The organism is Marinobacter alkalisoli (assembly GCF_045449795.1).
Lineage (GTDB): Bacteria > Pseudomonadota > Gammaproteobacteria > Pseudomonadales > Oleiphilaceae > Marinobacter.
On the sequence record NZ_JBJJLB010000032.1, the window covers coordinates 157,541 to 174,785 of the forward strand.

Here is a 17,245-nt window from a genome sequence, read left to right on the forward strand (position 1 = left end):
TGGACAGGTGATGGACCATCCCCCTTCCAGGGTCATTAGCGACCGACCAATCACATTTGGCATCGTTGCTGGCGAGGCATCGGGGGACATACTCGGTGCCGGGCTGATCCGTGCCCTCCGTACCCGTTACCCCCGGGCCCGTTTTGTCGGTATCGGCGGGGAAGAGATGGAGGCCGCCGGTTTTCACTCCCTGGTGCCGATGGAGCGGTTGTCGGTGATGGGGTTGGTGGAAGTCCTTGGTCGCATTCGCGAACTGTTCAGTATTCGCGCACGCCTGATGGACTATTTCCTGACCACGCCGCCGGATGTGGTCATCGGTATCGATTCTCCGGATTTTACCCTCGGTGTTGAGCGCCGCTGCCGCGATGCAGGCATCCCCACGGTTCACTACGTCAGTCCCTCAGTCTGGGCATGGCGGCAGAAGCGCATCTTCAAGATCGCAAAATCCGTGAACCTGATGCTGACCCTGTTTCCCTTCGAAGCCCGATTCTACGAAGAGCACGATGTGCCGGTCGCTTTTGTGGGGCACCCGCTGGCAAACCGCATTCCGATGGAGCCGGACACCGCGGGAGCCCGCCGCTCTCTCGGACTGGATGAAAACAAACCGGTCCTGGCGATATTGCCGGGCAGTCGTGGCGGCGAGGTTGAGCGCCTCGGCAGTCTGTTTCTCGCGGCCGCCCGCTGGATACAGACCTCCCGCCCGGATCTCCAACTGGTCATTCCCTGCATCAACCGTGACCGCGAACGTCAGGTTCAGGGCTTGGTTGAATCCCTCGAGGTTGCCTTGCCGGTGACCATTGTCCGTGGGCGGTCCAGAGAAGTGATGGCGGCGTCCGATGTGGTTCTACTGGCATCGGGCACCGCGACCCTCGAAGCCATGTTGCTGAAGAAGCCGATGGTGGTCGGCTACCGGCTGAGCAACCTCAGTTACAAGCTGCTATCCCACCTGGTCAAGGTGCCCCATGTCGCCCTCCCCAATCTGTTGGCCCGTGAGCCGCTGGTGCCGGAGCTGCTTCAGGACGACGCCACCCCCGAGGCTCTGGGAGCCGCAGTGCTGGAGCGCCTCGAGAACGAGGATGAACGAACCCGCCTGACCGAGGCATTCACTGAGCTGCATCTGCAACTCCGCCAGAATGCGGATGAAAAAGCGGCGGACGCCATCTCCGAACTGCTGGAGCAATCATCTTGAGTAAACCCCCATTACCCCCGTTCCAGTGTCATTACTCCGGCTCGCGTCTTGCGGGTGTCGATGAAGTCGGGCGGGGGCCATTGATTGGAGCGGTTGTAACTGCAGCGGTGATCCTGGATCCGGAACGCCCGATAGCGGGGCTCGCGGACTCCAAAAAGCTGACAGAGAAGCGCAGAGAAGCTCTGTACGAAGAAATTGTTGAGAAGGCGGCCGCATGGAGTCTCGGGCGTGCCGAGGCGGATGAGATCGATCGCCTGAACATCTACCAGGCCACCATGGTGGCGATGGAAAGGGCGGTCGCTGGCCTGGCTGTTGAGCCGGAGTATGTACTTGTTGATGGAAACCGCTGCCCGAAATGGCGCTGGCCGTCTGAGCCGGTCGTTAAAGGGGATAGCCGTGTCGAGGCCATCAGCGCGGCATCCATCATCGCAAAGGTGGTACGCGACCGCGAGATGGCCGAACTGGACAAACAGTTCCCCGGTTACGAACTTGCCAGGCACAAAGGCTATCCCACACCGGTTCACCTGGAGGCGTTGAATCGCCTCGGCGCCACTGTTCACCATCGACGCTCGTTCCGGCCCGTGCAGGAGGCAATCGATAAGGTGGGCATGTTTGAGCAGGCACCGCAGGAGAGTCTCACTTATCCAGGCGATCTGTTTGAAAATATCGATTGACAGGTACGGGGCTAATCCTTAAGATACGCGCACGTTGATTCGGGGGTTCCCCGATAAACAACCAGTTTGATGCGGGGTGGAGCAGTCTGGTAGCTCGTCGGGCTCATAACCCGAAGGTCGTTGGTTCGAATCCAGCCCCCGCTACCACTATTGAAATAAGGCCAGCTTACGCTGGCCTTATTGCTTTCAAGCGGGGGCTTTTTGAGTCGGCACTCTTTTTTGCGCTTCGCGCAGAGATGCTGCCGCCGCAGGCGCTCTTTCGCGCCTGCTCCCCGCTACCACATAAAAGAAAGGCAGATCAGTACTTACTGGTCTGCCTTTTTTGCGTTTGGGGTGGCAGAAATTCTTTTCGACGCAGCACCAAAGGTGGCTTCGAGATCCGTTGCTGGGATAGGAAGGTTGTTCCTCTGGCCTTCAGCCTGGACAGATGTGATCCCGAGCATGTCCTAAAATGTTTATTGGTGGTCCCAAGATGTGATGGTCAGTTTGCCCGCGTGTCCAGTATTGTGCACGGAATGTACACAACATTGGCTTGATGGATCTGACTCTAATCCGGGTTCCAATGATTGGGAAGAGCGGTCACGGCATGCAATCAGACATCGAGGATGGTGGCGTCAACGACGACGGGGGGCTAGTGCTGGCGGGTCTCTTGAGGAATCTTCTGATCCTCGCCGAGCAGTTCGGATTATCCTACAACGCCCTGTTAATGGAGGCCGGGCTGAGTCCTGAGACCCTGACTGACCCAAACCAGATGGTACCAATGCGGTACCTTGAACACGTACTCAATGCGGGTGTTAAGGATACCGGTGATGATCTCCTCGGCCTTCATCTGGCGGAGTTCACCCAGCCCGAAAGTTTCGGCGTGGCCGGCTATATAGTGCGGGCCTGTGGAACGCTTCGCGAAGTGATTGAGATGTGCATGCGGTATGAGCACCTGGTAAGCAGTGTCGGAAGCACCTCGTTTGAATTCAGGCCCGGACAAGTTGCCTGGGCCTGGAATTTGGCCACAACCAACCCAGTGTTTCGGTCGCAAGCGGTGGATTACATGCTGGGTAGTCTCGCCACGGTGAGGGTGCACCTGCCAAACATAACCCACTGGGATTTTGATTGCGTGCTCCTCCAGCGCAGGGCACCAGAAATCGCTGACCAACTCAGGGAATATGAGCGGGTATTTCGTTGTCCCGTGCATTTTGGTCAGCCAACAAATGCGCTGGTATTTCCACTGGCGGCTCTGGACGCACCGTTGCTGCATTCCAATAGTGCAATGCGGGATGTCCTGGAGAGTCATGCCCGTTCCCTCGAAAGTAAACAAACAGAACCTGATTTTCTCGGGAATGCCCGCGCAATTCTGAAAACGATGGTGATGCGTGGGAAGCCTTCCCGATCTGCGTTGGCAGATGCCCTGGGTATGAGCAGTCGTCATCTCCTGCGCCGGTTGAACGATGAGGGTGGCAGCTATCGAGCATTGTTGGGTGAATTACGTGAGGAGATGGCGAGGAAGCTTCTTCTGGAAAGCAATGAGAGCATCGAAGCTATTGCGCATCGTCTGCAGTACACCGAAAGCCAGTCTTTTATAAGGTGGTTCAAGGCCTGCCACGGGATGACTCCTTCCCAGTTCAGACAGCAAGCAGCCAATCAAGGCAATGAAGAGAGGTAACGAAAGGTATGGACTGGAATCAAAGGCAGGTATTGGTAACCGGCGGTGGCAGTGGCATCGGGCGTGAAATGGTCGTTTTGCTCCACGCGATGGGGGCAAGAGTTGCAACCGCGACCCTGGACCCGGATGAACTTGAGTCATTGAAGGCAGAATTGGGTAATGGCCCTGGTGAATTCATTCCCATCCAGATGGACCTTACGGCTGACGACGCCGTTGAAACGTTGATGCAGCAACTTGATGACCAGGGATTCAGCGTAGAAGTGCTGGTGAACAATGCCGGTACTGGCTTGTTGGGCAACCACACGGAACTCGACACAAAGAGCGTGCGCAAAGCCCTGACTCTCAACATTCAGGTTGTCACTGAATTGGTGGCAGTGATTGCCAGGCGGATGATAGAGGCAGGGGTGCAGGGGCACATCCTTAATGTCGCCTCCATTGGTGGTTATGTGCCCGTCCCGAAACTGGCGGCCTACGCCGGTAGTAAACACTATGTGATCGCCTTTACTCATGCCTTGGCCGATGAACTGGCGCCTCATGGGATCTATGTAGGAATGCTGTGTCCCGGAATAACCCGCACCAAGATATACGATGCCATGGGTTTATCGTCAGAACAGCACAGCCGTGGCTCCATCAGCTCTCTCGCCGACCTAGTTGCGATGGACGCAGCGCAAGTTGCCGAGTGCGGAATTCGGGCCATTGAGAAAAAGCAGCGGGTGGCGCTGCCCGGATTGAATAAACTGGTTCCCGTTTCCTCGCTGTTCCCCCAACAGTTTGTCTCGCGGATTCTTCAAGGAGTTGTTGGGAACCGTTCCGCCCGTTAATTACCCTTACTTTGAAAGCCATGATGCTTCTCCGACTTTTGATGTGGGAACCGGCCTGGGTGCATTTTCGCTGCCGTGGGCCGGCTCGTTTTGAGCTGAGCGATGGCCATGTACCGAATCTGGTGGCGGGTAAGAACGAGGGTCTGTTCTGATTTAAGTTGACTCGGATTTCCTTCTTTTTGTGTTTGCCTGTTTTGCGACGTAAATTGACGGTTTGTTGCTACATTTCCTTTTACATGTTTGCTTGGCTGCCGATTACCTATGTCCAACACTGCCGTCCGTTACCTCACCATGCTCCGAATGGTGCCACGCTTCCCCAAGTCCATCACCACCACTGAACTGGCAGAACTGCTCGAAGACCACGGCTTCTCAGTCACTATGCGATCCATCCAGAGAGATCTGGAAAAGCTAAGTACAGACTTCCCGCTGCTGGTGGATGAAAACAAGAGGCCGTTCCAATGGTCCTTCGACCGAGAGGCCGCCATGGACATAATTCCAGCCCCGGATTTACCGGCAGCGCTAACCTTTGAGCTGGCCAGAGCCTACCTCAGCCCCATGCTTCCCCCTCGTAATCTGTAACTGGAAGTTCCCGATGAAACAGAACTGCCCATTTTGCGCCGCCAATGAAGCATCAGAACAAGGTTCAATGCCGTCCAATGCGTTGGCTCATATCCGCCTGGATGGCTTTCCAGTTTCCCAAGGTCATTTGTTAATTGTCCCCAACCGGCATGCCGCGGACTGGTTTGACCTTACCTCGGCTGAACAACAAGCCATTATGAAGTTGGTCGAGCAAGGCAAGCAGTGGCTTGAAGAGCGTTATCAGCCGGATGGCTACAATATTGGAATGAACTGTGGAGCTGCGGCGGGGCAGACGGTAATGCACATGCATTGTCATTTGATACCGAGATATGCCGGCGACCAGCAAGATCCTCGTGGTGGCGTGCGATGGGTCATCCCGGAGAAGGCAGATTACTGGAGTGGCCGGTGAGTTTGCTTGATTACGAGAAGCGTTTTTCAACGCTTCGAGTGAACAGTGGTGGTGCTAATAAGAGCCCTCACAAAGTGGCCATGTTGCAGGCGGTCATGGATCTCGTAGAGTCGGGCGAAGTTACGAACAACCGGTTTTATTTTGACGATGATCTCAAGCGCCATTTCAGCGAGCGTTTTCAGTCATTGGCGTCTCCTTCGGATCGGAACAATCCCCACTACCGGAACGTGGTGGTTGGGACTGGTTGGAATGCGAGTTTTTAGTCAATGATTACGTGACGATGCTGGAGAAACATCTCGTCGGAGCGCCTTACAGCAAAGCGTCGCATCGCAGGGCGCTGCAGCCGCGATTGAATAACCGCTCCGAGGGATCGATCGAATACAAACACCAGAACGTCAGTGCTGTGTTATTGGAGTTGGGGCTCCCATACATCCCCGGCTATAAGCCCGCTTTCAACTATCAGCACCAGCTCAAACAGGTGGTTCTGTCTTATCTTGCTGGCCATCAGGAGGTCGTCGACGACGTAAATCTCGTTGCTGATAAGGTTGTCGATGAACCCGAAAATCAGGATTGGGCCTGGGATGCGGTGTTTGATCCAGAACCGCCAGAGCGCATTCCTCATGTCGCCGAGGGCCGGCCCAATTACTTGGCGACACGTATCGACTTCTCAGAGCGTGAGCGACGCAATCGCCAGTTGGGGGAGCGCGCCGAGGAATTCGTTCTTCGTATGGAGCGGCAGAGGCTTACCGCACAAGGTCGGCCTGACTTGGCGGCAGAGGTTGAGTGGTCGAGCAAGGACCGGGGTGATGGGTTGGGTTTCGATATCCGGTCTTTTGATGCCTCGAGGGATCAAGAGCGCTTCTTGGAGGTTAAGGCGACCAACTCTGGCAAGTATCTGCCGTTTTTCATCAGCGAGAACGAGCGGGCATTTTCCAATGACTTCTCAGACGCATTCCGCCTGTACCGGGTTTACGAATTTACCACGGCCCCGAAATTTTTCATCTTGCCTGGGGCGATTGAACAGCATGTGCAGTTGTTGCCCCAAAACTACCGAGCGCGGTTTTGATAGGACCGAAATCACTAACCAGAAGAAGCCAGAAGATGGATGCTGCGTCGGTCGGGCAAGCCCCGGTACAATAGGCGCCTGATAACGGTACACTAACCCCAAAACATGTGTCGAAAAACAATATTCAGAGTGATTCTGGTGTCCCCTTGAACAACTACCTCCAAAAAATCCTCCATGGCCAGCCCATTAACTACGAAGCCTTCCTGAAGAAACTCCCGGACCAGTTTCGCCACCGGCATCGGGAAATATTTGCGACGGAAAAGGTGCAAACAAACCGGTGGGTTGTCACCGTCCTCGATGAAACTGCTTTCGCGCAGTTGCAGAATACGGCGGAGGCCCCGGCAAGCCGGGTGGATGCCGCGAAAAAGGGCAACTCCCACCGCCATGGCACCGACGTCAGCTTTCTTCTGGCTTACCATCAGGGATTGACGTCCAGCCGGCCAGATGTGGTGGTCATCGGAAACGATTCCGTCGACATTGGTTTTCACCGCGCACGCTCTGTGCTGGTGGTGGAGAACGAGCGTAATTTCTATCAATATCGACAGATGCTGAAATTTGCCAGTGAGGCGCTGGGCAAGCGTCTGGCGTTGGCGGAGTGTGATGTGGTGTTGGGTGGTGGCAACCGGATTACCCGGGGTGCGGTTCTTGATTGGTTGAGGGGCTACGAAGACGTATTCTGCGCATTCGATTATGATGCGGGTGGTCTGCAAATGTTCTCGACGATGGCTGCCTCTCTTAATGACAAAGCCTGGTTCGTGCAGCCGACCGACTGGCAGCCCTGGCTAGACCGTTTCTGCAAGGTGCCGGACAGCACTGAGCGGTTTACCAGGGCGCTGTCACTGGCTGAAGCACTTGGATTTGTGTCCCTGGCAGAGGCTTTTCGAGCCACCGGAAAATTCATGGAACAGGAGATGGTTCTGGATGAGTGAACTCCAGGCGAGCCCAAGCAATTTTACTTTCGGCATCCGCCGTCTTGTGCTGGTGGATTCCGCCGGCTTCTGCTACGTGGAAATTCCGGTAGACAACCACGGCCTGATTCTGGGTCCGGGCAACCTGGGCAAGTCCAGCCTGTTGAATTCCCTGCGTCTGTTCCTGTTACCGGAGAACAATTTCAAGAACAGCCGCAAGAAATTTGCTTTCCGCAATGCCAGTGCCGGCAGCTTTTATACCAACGAAGAAAGCTACCAGCATTACTTTCCCAGCCAGTTCAGTTTTCTGATTATGGAAGCCGAGAATCCGGCCGGTGTGCATTGCCAGATTCTCTACCGGGACAACGCCAGCCAGCTCAGTTACGGACGGGCTTTTGTGCCGGTAGGCTACGACCAGCTGCGGCCTTTGTTCTGGAATGGCGAGGATGAGGACGGCATTGGCCAGGCAGTGCCGGAGCTGTCGTTCAGCCGCCTGTCAGAGGCTCTGAAAAAGCTCTCCAAAGAAACCCGGCTGGTGAGCGACCCGGCCAGGCTCAAGCACATGCTCTACAGCAGCGAGCTGATGAACGCGGATGCGGTGCGCTATTCCGTATTGCCCCTGGGGGAGTCTGACGAGCGTCGGGTGCAGTCTCTGCGCACGCTGATCCTGCTGTTGTTCGAAATGAAGGCGGACGATCAGGCCATGGCCAATGCGGTCGCCAGTATCATTGAAGCGGACAAGAAGTTTGCGGACGATGCCTTCGATTTCAACATCGACGACTTCCTCAATAGGCATGATCAGTTAAAGCAGCAACAAATCCAGCTGACGCGAATCGAGAAAGAGCGCCCGCGGTTTGAAAAGCTATACCGGGATTATCAGGCGTACCAGACTCTGCTTCGCAGTCAGCACGATTTTGCAGCTTTCCGGGATGGCGTGACGAATGCCTTGCAGGACATTGGCGCCAGGCGCAAAGGCGCGGTGGATGCGTTCAATGAACAGAACGACACGCTGCGCCATGTACTGCAGACCCTGAAAAAACTGGAGCAGGACGCCAGTGGCCTGAAAGGCGAGATCCGTTCGGCAGAGCGGCGCATCAAGCAGGCGGAGCAAAACCAGAAAGACGGCAAACTGTTGGTGTCCCAGTACGGTGAGATGACCCTGCAGGAAATCGAGGACATCCAGAAAGAGGAACTGGAAGGCAAGAAAGAGCATCTGGCTGCCCTGAAAAGTGCCGCTCAGGCGGAGATCCGGCTGGAACGGATCCAGAAGAAGAAGCAGGAACTTGAACGCAAACTCGAATCCCTGAAAGATCGGGAAAGCAAGCAGCATTGGCAACTGCAAAACCAGTTGGACGAAGCCACCGCCGCGCCGCTGCGCTCGGTGGACCCCCGTTTGATCATGGCCAGCCCGGGCCAGGATCTGGACGCCGATAGCAAGGCGGCCATTGAAGCGTTTGCCCGGCTGTTTGTGCCCAATGATAAAGGCTTTGACTGGTTCGATGCCGAATACCCGGCCCAGCCGCCCCGGCAGACCAACTTCGCCGAACAGCGCCAGTATATTGAAGGCGAACTTCACGGCCTGGAAAAGGAACGGTCCGAGCTGGCGGACACCGCGAACCAGGAACATGACCGGCCCCGACTGATCGAGCGCACGGAAAAGGAAATCCGCGCCATCGAGAAAGACCTGGACACCCTGAGCCGATACCCGGCGGCGGCCACCACCCTGCGGGATGCCACCGAGGAAAAACAGGCGGCGGAAGAGCAACTGGCCAAACTGGAAGAGCAGGCCCGGTTGGAGCAGGAGAAGCAGGATGCCGTGCAGCAGAAAGCCGCCAGGGCCAAAACCGAGAAAGAGCGTATCGAAGAACGGGAGCGGGAACTGGCGGGCCTTAGCCGTAGCGTGGGCACCGTGGAACACCGTTTCCCGCACCTGAAAGTGGTGGAGGTCGAGCAGTCACTGGCCATTGAACAGGTCTCCGCCGCCGCCTTTGACGACCTGCAAACCCAGCTGGACGACCTGGAAGATCGCCGTCGCAGTATCCTCGACCACCTGCGCCAGTTCGTCTACCTGGGCATCCATGAAGATGCCGAGGGCGAGTTGCAGAAGGACAGTCCGGCGTCATCGGTTATTCGTGAGACTTTCAAAAGTCTGTCGGACCTGTTTGCTGGCATGGTTGAGCGCTGGAATGTGCTGGAGCAGCAGGTTGGGATTCATAACGAGACAGTCGCCAGCTACCGACAGGCCCTGAAATCCAACCACGAGCACATTGCCCGTTTTGAAGCACAGCTCAACCGAGAGCTGGATGGCGTGCGCATCAACGATCTGGTGGAAATCCGCGTGGATATCCATACCGATCCGAAATTTCGCAATCTGGTGGAAGAAGCCAACAACATTGACCCTTATGGCAACCAGCTGCAGTCGGACGCGTTCTATGATCGTTTGCGGGTGTTTGTGGCGGACTTTTTCGGGGAGCAGGGCGGTAGCAAGCACCTGACCATGGACAAGGTGATCACCGGTATTTCCTACCGTACCCGCAAGGAAAACGCCGCTAACCTGGATAAGAAGGGCCAGTCCACCTCCACCACGGCGCTTATTAATCTGGAACTGGTATACCGGCTGCTAAAACGGGTGTTGTATCCGGGCGTGCATCTGTCGTTTCCCATGGTGCTGGACGAGCTGGCAAGCGTGGACATCAGCCAGATGCCATCGCTGCTGGATCGGTTGCGCAGGCAGGGCTTCAATCTGTTCTCCGCCGCCACCCACAGTGCCAGCGCGGAGGTGATCTATCTGATCGGCCGGCACCTGGAGGTGGGGCAGATGCGCACGGCACGCCCCTACAGCCCGCAGCGCACCCTGGTGTTCTGGGGTGGCGCCGAGGGTTTTACCAATGGTGAAGCCGTGAGCCATTGGGGCGATCAGACCCAGAATAGTCTGCTGGAGCCGGTGGATGAGTAAACGCTTCAGCACCCTGGACACCACCCGGCTTCTGTTCGAGCACCCGAAGATCCTGTTCAGGATGATCGAACGGATGGACCGGAACGAGAGCCGATATATCCGGGAAAGCGACCTGGTGGCCGAGGTGATGGACTACACCAGCGCCCTTGGCAAAGCGGACCGGGACAGGGTGCGTCTGGCGTTGAACACCGACAATCTGTTCCGCAGCGGTCTGGTGATCGACATCATCAAGGCCGAAGGCGAGCGTCGGCTGGTGTTCCAGGATGCCCTGATCAACCTGATGCGGGCCTGTAATGCGTCGCTGTACCAGGAACTGACCGATGCCCGCCTACGGGGCCATCTGGTTACCCTGCGGGATGTGCGCAATCGGCTGGAAACCAGCAGCTTCAGCGACGCCGACCCGGATTACACCGAACTGCGGGACGACCTGAACGAGCGGGTCAGCCAGCTCATCGGCCTGTTGCGCCAGAATGTCCTGCGTATGCAGACCATCAGCGCCCAGCTTGCAGACCTGTCCGGCGACGCCAGCCGGGCGCCGGAGAAATACCTGGAATTCCGCCAGAATCTGTTTGAGCAGATCGTTACGCTTTACGAGCGCCACATCAAACCGACCCTGGTGTTCCTGAACCCCGACACGCGATTGCCCGATGGCAGCAACCTGTTTGAGACCCTGGAAGCCATGGTCCGGCTGTTGGAAAACCATGGCGACCACAGCCTGGCGGACCAGTTGTTCCGTTCCTCCATCAGCCTGAATGCCCTGTACAAACCCATTCAGGCGGTGGCCCAGGAAGTGGAGCACTTTCTGCGCAAGACTCGCCAGGGCATGGTCCAGTACAATGCCATGGAGCATTTCTACGGCAAGCTGCAGGAACTCAAGGGCGAAACCGAGACCCTCAGCCTGCGCCGAAAGTGGCTGGAAGGCGGGGATTTTGCCCGCAGTACCGGCTTCCTGGTGGGCCTGCGGGCCCAGCAGAGCCCGAAACACTACGCCTTCGGTAATTCGTCCAGCTACTACCAGTTGCTGTTCAGCGAACTGGAACTGCGACTGAGCGATCTTCGCCGTAAGGCCGAGGTGCCGGTTCTGCAGGAAGTGGATGGCAGCGGTCGCCACACACGCATTGATGTTCAGCGTATCAACCAGCTGTATCAATGGCTGGAAACCCTGGAACTGCGGCCCACCACCGATCTGGTGCGGGAGCTGCACGGCCGCCTGGACGGCTTTATCCCCGGCTACCGCTTTCCGGATTTGCTGGCGGCTCTGAACCGGCTGGTAAACTCGCCACCGAACGGCCTGCAGGTGGTCACCACCAACCGTTTCCGAACCCTGGATCAATCATCTGGCAGCGAACAGTTTGTCTACCGCAGGCGTCGTCTGGAAACAGATGAGCCCGTCAACCAAGAAGAGCAACACCATGCCTGAATTCTCTGACGCCATGGAAACCACCGAATCTTTAGACACTACACAAGCTTCGAGCACGTTCGACCAGATCCTGCCTGCTCAAAGCACCGCTATCTACCGCGAATTCCAGGCTGGCCGGGTGATTGTGCGTGATGTCTGGGACAGCAACCGCTCCGAGCTGCGGGCCAATCCGCTATACAATCTGCTGTACAACCATCTTGCCCACTTCCGCACCTTTTATGAGCATCTCGGCAGCGAGCTGGTGTTCAATGAAACCGGTGCGTTCTTCTTTCTCAAGGAAAGCAGCGACGACGAGAGTGAGGAGCACGACGAAAACGCCTTCCGGGTGCAGGTGATACTGCTGCTGATCGGGCGTTATTTCGCGCGCAGCGGTCGGGATCTGGAATACCTCGGTCGCCCCGATGCCGGATTGAACGAGCAAGACCTCACCGCATTGGCGGGCGATGAGGAATATCAGGAAATTCTGAGGGCCGCGCGCTTTGAAAAAGGCTTTCCCGAAGCGTTGGATTATCTCGATAAACGCAATCTGCTGTTTCGTTCCGGTGCTGGTCGCTGCTTTCTGAGTTCCGCCGGTCTTTATTTTCTGCAGGAGCTGGTTCGGGAGTATGAGCAGGTGTAACTTTCCTGTCGTTGTTTTGATTACTCCCTGTCACATTTTCTAATACTTTTTTCCACCACCCGCCCATCAGATTTTCGCTGATCAGGCAAAAAATTGCCCGAAATATCAGTGCCTTTCCTCAAGTCATTACCAAATTCTGTCGAAAAATTGACAATTTCGTAATTAGGGAGTTGACACCCTTCGCATTGATACTTGCACGCGTTTTATACAATTTCACTTATTCGACAAAATATTGGTGTGAATAGCTTATGAAGCGCGTCATTAAAATGTCAAAGGCATGGATTGCCGCGTTATGTATTGGAGTTATCCTGACAGGTTGTGGGGGCAGCTCTTCCGGTGGGGGTGGTGATTCGGTGAAAAACGACTCCCAGGGTTCAGATGGTAGTACCGCCGCTAATGTGGTCGGTGAATATGGGGACAGAACCGCTGATTTGAGCTGGAATGCCCCGATGACCCGTGTTAATAACGACTCTCTTGCCATGGGTGAGCTGAGCGGTTACATCATCCGCTATGGGCAGGACCCCGCCAACCTGACCGAAACGGTACGTATCGACAGTGCCGACACCATGGAGTACACGGTCACCAACCTGGACAATGGCACCTGGTATTTCAGTATTCAGGTAGAGGATGTTGAAGGGCTTGTCAGCGCGCCCTCCCAGCCCGTCAGCAAGAAGATCCAGGGCTGATTCCGGCGTTTTGAAGTCTCAGGAATGTTCAAGGGGATTGGCTACCGGCAATTTGAGTGTGAATGCCGAGCCTTCCCCGACTTCCGAGAATACCGCGATTTCCCCCCGATGCTTTTCCACCACCACATTGACGAAAGACAGCCCAAGCCCGGTGCCGTGATTTCCGGACAGTTCGCTGCTTTTTTGCCGGCGATACCGGTCAAACAGGTGTGGCAGCTCTTCCGGGGCGATACCGCTGCCCTCATCGCTCACTGTCAGGCACGCCTGGTGACCGGCAAGGAAAACCTGAATGTTGACTGTAGAGCCTCTGGGGCTGTACTGAACCGCATTGGTCAGCAGGTTGATTACGGCCCGCTCCAGGAGCTCGGCATTGCCCCTTAGCCAGAGATCTTCGGTTCCCTGTAATATTAACTGGATGCCTTTTTCCGCAGCCTGCTCGCTGACGCTGTCCCGGGCGTTCTCGACGATAGCCAGGAATTCGCATTCGTAGAAGCGGGTTTCGGTGAGCTGCTCGGCCCGCGCCAGTTGCACAAACTCTTCCGCCAGGTGATAGCTGCGGCGTGCCAACCGGCCCAATTGCTCAAGCTGCGCCGGTTCAATGTGCCCCGGGTTGCGTTTCAGTTGTTCGATGAGCGCCAGTTGTGAAACCAGGGGTGATCTGACGTCGTGGGAGATGAAGTCGATGGCCTCGCGGTGTTGTCGTTGCTGTTCCCGTAACTCGGAAATGTCTGAAATGTTGGCGATGATGCCATTCTGCTGGCTTTCGGGCAGCGCAAAAGGGGCAAAATGGATCAGGAAATCCTTGTTCCGGATGTGCAGGTCGACAGTTCGGCTCTGGCTCATTGTGAGGGTTTCCGAGACGGTTTCGTGCCAGGGTGGGGTTTCCCGCGGATCATGCCCCTCCAGCAGTCGAGCGAGGGGAAGCCCGCTCAGGCTTGGCATGGGCTCCTGGAACCACTCCTCAATATGGCCGTTGGCGAATCGGATCACGCCGAGTTCGTCGGTCACAATGATGCCGTCGGGCATCCGCTCGAAGCTGCGGCGGATAAACTGCTGGATGTTGTTCATGCGGTCCGTTGCAAGCCTGACCCGCTCGATTCGCGCCGATATGTTTTCCCTCGGTTTCTCCGGCTTCAGGCCCTTGCCTTCCGAGTCCAGGGTGAGTCTGCGCAGATAGCGCTGTATGGCTTCCCGGCTGAGGTCGTTGGGCAGCAACAGGCCGAGGGTGTAGTCCCTGCCACTGCGCCGGAGGCTGATCCAGCTCTGGTTGTCGGTGTGAATCCAGCGTCCCTGTTCCAGAGGGGGGATGTCGCTTTCCGTCAGCTGCCGGGCGGAGTGGACCTCTTTGCCCTCTGACAGCCACCAGCCTTGCGGTTGCAGCAGCGCCTGGAAATGCTCCAGTAACTGGGTGGGGTGTCGCCGTGAGGGTTCTGGCAGGGCCACCTGCGGCCCCCGGGCCAGATCGTCCAGTTGCCTGTTGAGGAAGCGGTTGGTCATCGCCAGTCGCAGGGCGCTGGAGACCGGGAAGGCAAATAAGGGCATCAGAACCGCGTGGGAAATGGGCAGCCACAGCCTTGCTCCGAGAAGCAGCCCCATATGCCCGATGATGAGTGCGGCTATGACGGCAATGCACAGGCATAATGTTCTTGTCGGGCGCATTCTGGGCAGGAGCAGTGCCAGCATCGCAATAGTGCTGACTGCGATGGCCAGGGACAGAGTGGTCGGCAGGGGCTTGATCAGATCCCCGTTGACCAGCGCCGAGTAACTGTTGGCATGGAACTCCACCCCGGGCATGGGGCGATTGAGACCAGAGAACGGGGTTGGCAGGATGTCGCCAAAGCCGGGAGCCGTGGCGCCGACAAACACGGTTTTGCCTTCAAACAGTCCGGGAGCCGGCGGCGCGGACAGCACCTGTACGTAGGAATAGGTTGGCAGCGTGCCAGCGCCGCCGGCCATGGGGATAGCGCGGTAATGTTGGCGCACGTTCATGAAGGCGGGATGGCTATCATCCCCAGTGGTTTTGTAGGCGCCTTCCTGGTGTTCCGAAGCGGCCAGCGCCAGGCTGGGCCAAAGATGATCGCCAAGACCGTTGAGCAGGTACAGCCCCCTTGCCAGGCCGTCTTTGTCCAGTTCCACATGGGCGTGGCCAAGGGCGGAGGCGGCAGCCGCCAGATCACTGGTAGGCAACTGTTCACTGATCAGGTAATTGCGTGAGGGCGGCGACAGATAAAGCGGCAGCACCACCTTGCCATGCTGCTCCATGGCGGCGGCCAGTTCCGGGTCCTCGCCAGAGGGTTCCGGGAACAGGATGTCGAACACAATGGTCTCGGCTCCGGCCTTGTCGAGCTTTTCGATGAGCCGGGCATGGGTATCCCGGGACCAGGGCCAGCGGCCCAGCCGGTCGAGGCTGATTTCATCAATGGCAATGACAACAACGTCATCGTCCAGCGGTGCGGGATGGGTGGTGATCTGGGCGTCGTAGAGCCAGTAGTCGAGGCGCTGTGGTAGTGCGGTTGCCTGCAGGAGTAGCAGTATGGCAAACAATAGCAGGCCCAGGGTCAGGGGCGTTGTTTTTATTGGCAGCCAATCCCGTGTCATGAGCCCTGCTGTCAGATGTAAGAGTGCGATGGATTATTCCAAATACAATTCCCTCCCCGGTCCCCAGCGGCTTGCCAGCGGGCCGTCAGAAAGAGCTTTAAGACGCACAAAATACCGCCTTCCGGGAATCAGGCGCAAGGCTGCCGTGGTTTCCGACAACGTTGCTTCCTTGATGATATTGGAAAAACCGGGCTCTTCCGAGAGCTGAAGGCGGTAATCGGACGCGGTATCGACCTTCTCCCAGAATACGCGAACCTGGCTGTCAACGTAGTTTACGCTGATAATCCGCACCGGGGGTAACGTTCCGTTGACGGTAAACTCCCGGGGCTCACTGGTGGCCACCGAATTGCCGCCAGCCTCACTGACCACGCGCCAGTAATAGGTGCCGGGCGTCAGCGGTCTGGAGGGAAGCGCCTGGCTGTCCGGCGCCCATTCGCTGGTCGCCACCAGATTGCGGAAGGCGTTGTCTTCGGCGATCTCGATACGGGCGACCTCATTGGTGCCTTTCAGCTCCCAGCGGAACTCCGGCATATCGTCGTTAACGGTAGCGCCTGCCTCCGGTGACAGCAGCTCGGCCGCACTGGCTTTCAGGTCGATTTCCACTTCCAGCACGCCAGGCATACCAGGCGTGCCGCGATTGTTCAGCGCGGCCAGGTGAACTTCGTAGGTGCCGTTGTCCAGCAGGTTGAGGTTGTACTGATTGCCATCAATCCTGCGGCTTTCGACCCAGCGTCCGGTTTCCGCCTCAAAAATATCGAGTCGGTGAGCGGGCGCACCGCTGGGTTGCCAGCTTAGTTCCGTTGGCAATTGGTTGATCTGGGGCGGCAGCGGATTCAGCGTGGGCGCTGGTGGCAGCCGGTGAATGCTGAGGCTGCCGTTGGCCGCGGTAGAAACACTTGCACTGTAGCCGGCCGGAATGTTCCGGGTCTTGCCCGGGGGACCGAAGTTCACTTTCCCTTCAGTGACCTGAAGGCTGGTGGTGCCGGGGCCTGACTGCATGGAAAATACGGTACCGCGCACCGCCGCCACGGCCGATGGGGTTTCGATTTCAAACCGTGCGCCGCCCTCAATCACGGGCTTGACCTGAGTGTGCACCTCTCCGTGATCAAGTCGTAGCCGGGTATCCACCATCCCGGACTTTCCGTACTGGGTCAGACGGTTAAAGATCAGCCGGGACTCTGGTGAGATCCGTACCTGGGAGCCGTCGGCCAGTTCAACGGTGGCGCTGCCGGAGCCGGACAGGATTTCATCGCCCACCCGCACCAGCGTGTCAGCGGTCAGGGATTGCTTCCTGCCGGTATTGCCGGAGATATGCTGTACCTGGCCGGATACCGAGGTAACCCGGGCTGGGTCCGGCTGACGCTGTAGCCAGGCCAGCGGAATGCGCAGGGTATCCCCTTCGCCAAGAGCCGCCGCATTGCTGATGTTGTTGTACTGCAGCAGGCGCTGGGCCCGGACTGTTTTCGACAGCAGGGCCTTCGCGACTTCGCTGAAGCTTTCCCCAGGGCGCAGGGTGTATTGCCACTCAGGCGTGGTGGCGGTTTGCTGGCCAGGGCCCGCAAGTGTATGAGAGCCACGGGTGATGGACAGCTCGGCCTGCAGGGGCATGGCCAGTGCCATGATCGCCAGTGCGGGAAGAATCTTGTGCAGAAACCAAAAGCGG

At 57.3% G+C, this 17,245-nt stretch carries 15 protein-coding genes and 1 tRNA gene; 14 read left to right on the forward strand and 2 right to left on the reverse strand.

Annotation, left to right across the window (positions count from 1 at the left end; all coding sequences use genetic code 11):
* Nucleotides 1–10 precede the first annotated feature (10 nt).
* From lpxB to ACJO3M_RS15870, 14 genes are all read left to right on the forward strand, one after another.
* Entirely contained in the window at nucleotides 11–1,189 is a 1,179-nt protein-coding gene (gene lpxB / locus ACJO3M_RS15805) for a lipid-A-disaccharide synthase (protein ID WP_407002350.1), read from the forward strand.
* Entirely contained in the window at nucleotides 1,186–1,863 is a 678-nt protein-coding gene (gene rnhB / locus ACJO3M_RS15810) for a ribonuclease HII (protein WP_407002351.1), read from the forward strand. The genes lpxB and rnhB overlap by 4 nt, the downstream gene beginning before the upstream one ends.
* A gap of 70 nt (nucleotides 1,864–1,933) precedes the next feature.
* Nucleotides 1,934–2,010 (forward strand) — tRNA-Met (locus ACJO3M_RS15815).
* 439 nt (nucleotides 2,011–2,449) lie between these two features.
* The gene (locus tag ACJO3M_RS15820) at nucleotides 2,450–3,520 is read left to right on the forward strand and encodes an AraC family transcriptional regulator (RefSeq protein ID WP_407002352.1); all 1,071 of its coding nucleotides are present in this window, start codon (nucleotides 2,450–2,452) and stop codon (nucleotides 3,518–3,520) included.
* 8 nt (nucleotides 3,521–3,528) lie between these two features.
* On the forward strand, nucleotides 3,529–4,341 hold the full coding sequence (locus ACJO3M_RS15825; protein WP_407002353.1) for an SDR family NAD(P)-dependent oxidoreductase: 813 nt from the start codon (nucleotides 3,529–3,531) through the stop codon (nucleotides 4,339–4,341).
* A 261-nt stretch (nucleotides 4,342–4,602) separates the two neighbouring features.
* Entirely contained in the window at nucleotides 4,603–4,920 is a 318-nt protein-coding gene (locus ACJO3M_RS15830) for an arginine repressor (protein WP_407002354.1), read from the forward strand.
* A 13-nt stretch (nucleotides 4,921–4,933) separates the two neighbouring features.
* Entirely contained in the window at nucleotides 4,934–5,329 is a 396-nt protein-coding gene (locus tag ACJO3M_RS15835) for an HIT family protein (protein WP_407002355.1), read from the forward strand.
* Complete coding sequence (locus ACJO3M_RS15840) at nucleotides 5,326–5,592, forward strand: hypothetical protein (RefSeq protein ID WP_407002356.1); 267 nt, start codon at nucleotides 5,326–5,328, stop codon at nucleotides 5,590–5,592. Before ACJO3M_RS15835 ends, ACJO3M_RS15840 begins: the two co-directional genes overlap by 4 nt.
* 17 nt (nucleotides 5,593–5,609) lie before the next feature.
* Complete coding sequence (locus ACJO3M_RS15845; RefSeq protein ID WP_407002357.1) at nucleotides 5,610–6,395, forward strand: protein NO VEIN domain-containing protein; 786 nt, start codon at nucleotides 5,610–5,612, stop codon at nucleotides 6,393–6,395.
* Between the two features lie 146 nt (nucleotides 6,396–6,541).
* Nucleotides 6,542–7,324: a hypothetical protein gene (locus ACJO3M_RS15850; RefSeq protein WP_407002358.1), complete on the forward strand. Its 783-nt coding sequence runs from the start codon at nucleotides 6,542–6,544 to the stop codon at nucleotides 7,322–7,324.
* Nucleotides 7,317–10,259: a hypothetical protein gene (locus ACJO3M_RS15855; RefSeq protein ID WP_407002359.1), complete on the forward strand. Its 2,943-nt coding sequence runs from the start codon at nucleotides 7,317–7,319 to the stop codon at nucleotides 10,257–10,259. The genes ACJO3M_RS15850 and ACJO3M_RS15855 overlap by 8 nt, the downstream gene beginning before the upstream one ends.
* The gene (locus ACJO3M_RS15860; RefSeq protein ID WP_407002360.1) at nucleotides 10,252–11,679 is read left to right on the forward strand and encodes a hypothetical protein; all 1,428 of its coding nucleotides are present in this window, start codon (nucleotides 10,252–10,254) and stop codon (nucleotides 11,677–11,679) included. Before ACJO3M_RS15855 ends, ACJO3M_RS15860 begins: the two co-directional genes overlap by 8 nt.
* A complete protein-coding gene (locus tag ACJO3M_RS15865; RefSeq protein ID WP_407002361.1) occupies nucleotides 11,672–12,298 on the forward strand; it encodes a condensin complex protein MksE in 627 nt (208 codons plus the stop codon). The genes ACJO3M_RS15860 and ACJO3M_RS15865 overlap by 8 nt, the downstream gene beginning before the upstream one ends.
* Nucleotides 12,299–12,747: 449 nt before the next feature.
* Complete coding sequence (locus tag ACJO3M_RS15870) at nucleotides 12,748–12,984, forward strand: fibronectin type III domain-containing protein (protein ID WP_407002362.1); 237 nt, start codon at nucleotides 12,748–12,750, stop codon at nucleotides 12,982–12,984.
* Nucleotides 12,985–13,002: 18 nt separating this feature from the next.
* Here the strand turns inward: ACJO3M_RS15870 and ACJO3M_RS15875 are convergent, their stop codons facing one another.
* Nucleotides 13,003–15,582 (reverse strand): CHASE2 domain-containing protein, encoded by a 2,580-nt coding sequence (locus tag ACJO3M_RS15875; protein WP_407002363.1) that lies wholly within the window; start codon nucleotides 15,580–15,582, stop codon nucleotides 13,003–13,005.
* A 33-nt stretch (nucleotides 15,583–15,615) separates the two neighbouring features.
* Nucleotides 15,616–17,202, reverse strand: coding sequence for a FecR family protein (locus tag ACJO3M_RS15880; RefSeq protein ID WP_407002396.1), 1,587 nt, complete (start codon nucleotides 17,200–17,202; stop codon nucleotides 15,616–15,618).
* Nucleotides 17,203–17,245 lie beyond the last annotated feature (43 nt).

Excerpts from the sequence above, each read along its gene's own strand:
- lpxB (WP_407002350.1), top strand. The coding sequence starts at position 11 with ATGGACCATCCCCCTTCCAGGGTCATTAGCGACCGACCAATCACATTT.
- ACJO3M_RS15820 (WP_407002352.1), top strand. The coding sequence starts at position 2,450 with ATGCAATCAGACATCGAGGATGGTGGCGTCAACGACGACGGGGGGCTA.
- ACJO3M_RS15825 (WP_407002353.1), top strand. The coding sequence starts at position 3,529 with ATGGACTGGAATCAAAGGCAGGTATTGGTAACCGGCGGTGGCAGTGGC.
- ACJO3M_RS15830 (WP_407002354.1), top strand. The coding sequence starts at position 4,603 with ATGTCCAACACTGCCGTCCGTTACCTCACCATGCTCCGAATGGTGCCA.
- ACJO3M_RS15835 (WP_407002355.1), top strand. The coding sequence starts at position 4,934 with ATGAAACAGAACTGCCCATTTTGCGCCGCCAATGAAGCATCAGAACAA.
- ACJO3M_RS15845 (WP_407002357.1), top strand. The coding sequence starts at position 5,610 with ATGCTGGAGAAACATCTCGTCGGAGCGCCTTACAGCAAAGCGTCGCAT.
- ACJO3M_RS15855 (WP_407002359.1), top strand. The coding sequence starts at position 7,317 with ATGAGTGAACTCCAGGCGAGCCCAAGCAATTTTACTTTCGGCATCCGC.
- ACJO3M_RS15860 (WP_407002360.1), top strand. The coding sequence starts at position 10,252 with ATGAGTAAACGCTTCAGCACCCTGGACACCACCCGGCTTCTGTTCGAG.
- ACJO3M_RS15865 (WP_407002361.1), top strand. The coding sequence starts at position 11,672 with ATGCCTGAATTCTCTGACGCCATGGAAACCACCGAATCTTTAGACACT.
- ACJO3M_RS15870 (WP_407002362.1), top strand. The coding sequence starts at position 12,748 with ATGACCCGTGTTAATAACGACTCTCTTGCCATGGGTGAGCTGAGCGGT.
- ACJO3M_RS15875 (WP_407002363.1), bottom strand. The coding sequence starts at position 15,582 with ATGACACGGGATTGGCTGCCAATAAAAACAACGCCCCTGACCCTGGGC.
- ACJO3M_RS15880 (WP_407002396.1), bottom strand. The coding sequence starts at position 17,202 with ATGGCACTGGCCATGCCCCTGCAGGCCGAGCTGTCCATCACCCGTGGC.